The 3,272-nt window shown below is 37.1% G+C and carries 3 protein-coding genes and 1 pseudogene; all 4 read right to left on the bottom strand.

Features of this window, described 5'->3' with window-relative positions:
* Positions 1-165 precede the first annotated feature (165 nt).
* Complete coding sequence (locus FD20_RS12285) at positions 166-1,275, bottom strand: replication initiator protein A (RefSeq protein WP_057738880.1); 1,110 nt, start codon at positions 1,273-1,275, stop codon at positions 166-168.
* A 605-nt stretch (positions 1,276-1,880) separates the two neighbouring features.
* Entirely contained in the window at positions 1,881-2,129 is a 249-nt protein-coding gene (locus FD20_RS12290; protein ID WP_002825834.1) for a ribbon-helix-helix domain-containing protein, read from the bottom strand.
* A gap of 13 nt (positions 2,130-2,142) precedes the next feature.
* Positions 2,143-2,949: a ParA family protein gene (locus tag FD20_RS12295; RefSeq protein WP_057738882.1), complete on the bottom strand. Its 807-nt coding sequence runs from the start codon at positions 2,947-2,949 to the stop codon at positions 2,143-2,145.
* A gap of 212 nt (positions 2,950-3,161) precedes the next feature.
* Positions 3,162-3,272, bottom strand: a pseudogene (locus FD20_RS13160) (IS6 family transposase); the annotation flags it as partial.

A 3,272-nucleotide genomic window follows, 5' to 3' on the forward strand; every position in this document is an offset into this window, starting at 1 on the left:
TGGCGTTGATCTAAAGGCTGAACTTTTGAGCTGGTTAGCCTGGTTAGCTCTGACACTTAATTAAAAGCCCCTGTTCTTATGTCTAAGCCAGTTAAATCTAGCTTAAACATAAAAGGGTTAGTAAGTCTTATAACCGCTTAGAAAGGATTTTGTAGCCTTTTAGGACTAGTAGTACAACCCACTGTTATCGTTGTCGGCCGACTCTTCTTCTTCGGGGTGTTTGGCCGCATATTCTCTAGCCGCTTGTTTATTCCACCAAACGCCAAATAGGTTTTGCATGGTGCCATACAAGTAGTTTTCAACGTTCTTGATATGCTTCTCATTACTTCTCAGAACGTTAAAGTAGCGTCTCAAGGCTTTAGTCATCAAAGGTTTAAGTTCTTCGTCGTCAAGCGGGATTAGAACCCCAATATCCTGATGATCCTTTTCAACTCGGTACTTAGCATTTAAGATAATGCCAATGAAGCGCCGCATTTGTTGCGGGGTACGGCACCAAAAACTAAGTAGTTGCACGGCTTCTGGTTCTAAGAAAACCGGTAAGCCACTGTCTTCATCAGTTAAGAAGTCATTAGCATGGTTCACCAAATCCTGGTTTTGCTTTTGAATTTCTGCTGGTGAAAAATGGGCTGTGGAAAAGTCCAACTTTTGAGTATCTATATTATATCTATTAGTATCTATATTATTGGTATAGTCTAGATCTTGTCTCTTTTTGAGAAGTCCGCTTGTACCAAGGGATTCAGACGTATCAGAAACGGTATCATGCGGGTTTCTCTTTTTGAGAAGTCCGCTTGTACCAAGGGGATCAACGGTATCATACGGGTTTCTCTTTTTGAGAAGTCCGCTTGTACCAAGGGGTTCAGGCGATTTTAATGGCTCTCGCTTAATATAAACGTCTTTTGCTGTTACTTCCAAATCTGCCAAATATAATCTATTTGGTTCGTTTTTGCCTGATCTTGGATTAAAACCCATATGTTTTTGATACAAAAGGTTTGCGTCCATTAATTCGTGTTTAATCTTATTGATTTTATTATTTGACCAGTTTCGTAAATCTTTTAGTTCATTGTTTGTGTATATGAAATATACGTTGTTATTTTCGTCAACCCAATTATTGCTTAGTGAGTAACTTAGACGATCGCGTAACACCGAATAAAGTAAAATGGCACTATCGCTAAGATTCTTATATTTTTCTCCTTGGAGTAAGATCTGCGGCAAAGCGTAGAACTTTACTTCATAGGCCCTTTTAGCATTTGTAAAGTTGAAGTTTGATTGATCCATAATAAAAGCTCCCTTTCTTAACTGACACACGCTGTCTTAAAGAGAGTTGCTAAAACATCTGACTTGTTTTAAAATACAAATCTGATATGCTTTAACTGAATTACAAAGCGAACATTGGACGTGATCGGCTTTGTAAATTCACCGGCATGTGTCTATTCTGGGTTGCCCATACGGCAACTTTTTTAATTTCTAACAACAAAAATGGACTAAATAGCGTTGGTTAGCCACTTAGTCCATTGGATTTAATTTGTTTTTAACTATCCTTCACTTGTCCCATAGGATTGGTTTGCGGTATAATTAACCTACAAATTAAGAACAATGTTCAGACGATTTTTACTTGGCGGTCTAAATCGTCTGAATCTAAGTAGCTCTCTATTAGCTACTTGCTAAACCAAAAATCCCCGATTCCTCGTGAACCGGGGATTTTTCTGTTTAGCTTGATCTCTTTATTCGGTTGTTAAATTAATCTTAGTCTAGCATAGCGCTTACCTACCGGCAACCTTATTTGGTTCAGTGCACTTTACTAGCTTTTACCTAATTACAAATTAATTAAACAGATAAATTGCGTATTTGTTTGATTAATTAATTATTTATTTGTTTAATCGTTAAATTGCATCTATGATTGAAGCTAAGAATTCTGAACGGTTTTTAAATCCGTTTTTTCGGGCAGCCGTATCCATTTTTTTAAGTTGACTTTCAGTAATTGAGAAGGTCACTGATCGCTTACGCTCTACTTCCTTTCGGCTGATATTTTTCAAAAATGCGACTGCATCTTTCTTGTTGTCTTTCAATGTAGTTTCGTAACTTTCTCTCATTTCTTCGTCTTTTTTATGGTTGAATGAATCTAAACTCATAATCTAACTCTCCTTACTTGGTTTTATTTGCTAATTCTTGAAAAAGATGATCGGCGTGTTCTATGAACTTTTGGTTTTGTTTTAAAATGGATTCATCATGATTGGCCAATTCAAATATTGAGGCGTGCCTTGCAGTAGCTTTATTAAAGAGTTCTCTTTCAGGAATTATAGTTGCGACTGTTTCATCGCCTTCTATGTGTTTTAGCAAATCGCGAGACATGCTTGTATTATGTCTAATCATATTACCGATAAAGAAAAGCTTTGCGTCAACGTAAGTTTCGCCAGTTCGATAATCAAAAAGTGATTTTCTGAATTTTTCGAGTCGTGTTTCTAGGTCAAACTTGGCATTGTAGCCATGTTCACTGGGTGTAATGGGACTAAGCAGGTAATTACTGATAGCAATAGCGTTTTTAGTGATGGTGCTAAAATCTGGGTGCGTATCGATTAAGATATAGTCATAGTCGGTCAAGCTTAATGAATCGGAGTTGTTTTTAAACCACATGAACAACATCATTTCTTTGTTACTGTTATTTTCTAGATAACTTCCTAAAACATCTAGGTCTATAAAACCGGCTATTAAATCTAGATTCGGTCCGACACTGTCAATTTTTACTTTTTGAGCAGTGTCATTTTCTTTAAACGCTTCAGCGATGGTATTGTTTCGTCGTGTCTTTTCAAAAACGGTTGTTAAATTGCACTGATGGTCTAAATCGATTAATAGAACCTTCTTACCATTTTTAGCTAACCAATCACCATAATTCAAAGTCAAGGTTGTTTTACCGACACCACCCTTGATAGCAGTAAAAGTAATAATCTTCATCTTGATGCCTCCTTCATCTAGCTTAATTATATCATTATCAAGCAAACAAATAAACAATTTATTAAATAATTAACGTAACAATTTTGGCCGGTTTAATCATGTACTTCGGCAATATCAACAGCACTCATTCCCGGCTGATAAGGCTTGAACGGCTCTGGTGCAAATAGTCTGAGAGTGTGCCTTTTACCTAGTTGTTGATAGGGTGTTGTAGGTTATGCTGGCACCATCGCTTTTAATTCGTCCACGGCTGAAAACCCGATGAGGCATAGCTCTCGTCGGGTTTTCTTGCGTAATGCATGGATGACTTCAATGCCGCTGAGTGT

The sequence above is a fragment of the Liquorilactobacillus uvarum DSM 19971 genome (genome assembly GCF_001434935.1).
In the GTDB taxonomy this organism is placed as follows: Bacteria; Bacillota; Bacilli; order Lactobacillales; family Lactobacillaceae; genus Liquorilactobacillus; species Liquorilactobacillus uvarum.

What these genes read in the sequence shown, in the direction of transcription:
- FD20_RS12290 (WP_002825834.1), bottom strand. Translation starts at nt 2,129, where the DNA reads ATGAGTTTAGATTCATTCAACCATAAAAAAGACGAAGAAATGAGAGAA.
- FD20_RS12285 (WP_057738880.1), bottom strand. Translation starts at nt 1,275, where the DNA reads ATGGATCAATCAAACTTCAACTTTACAAATGCTAAAAGGGCCTATGAA.
- FD20_RS12295 (WP_057738882.1), bottom strand. Translation starts at nt 2,949, where the DNA reads ATGAAGATTATTACTTTTACTGCTATCAAGGGTGGTGTCGGTAAAACA.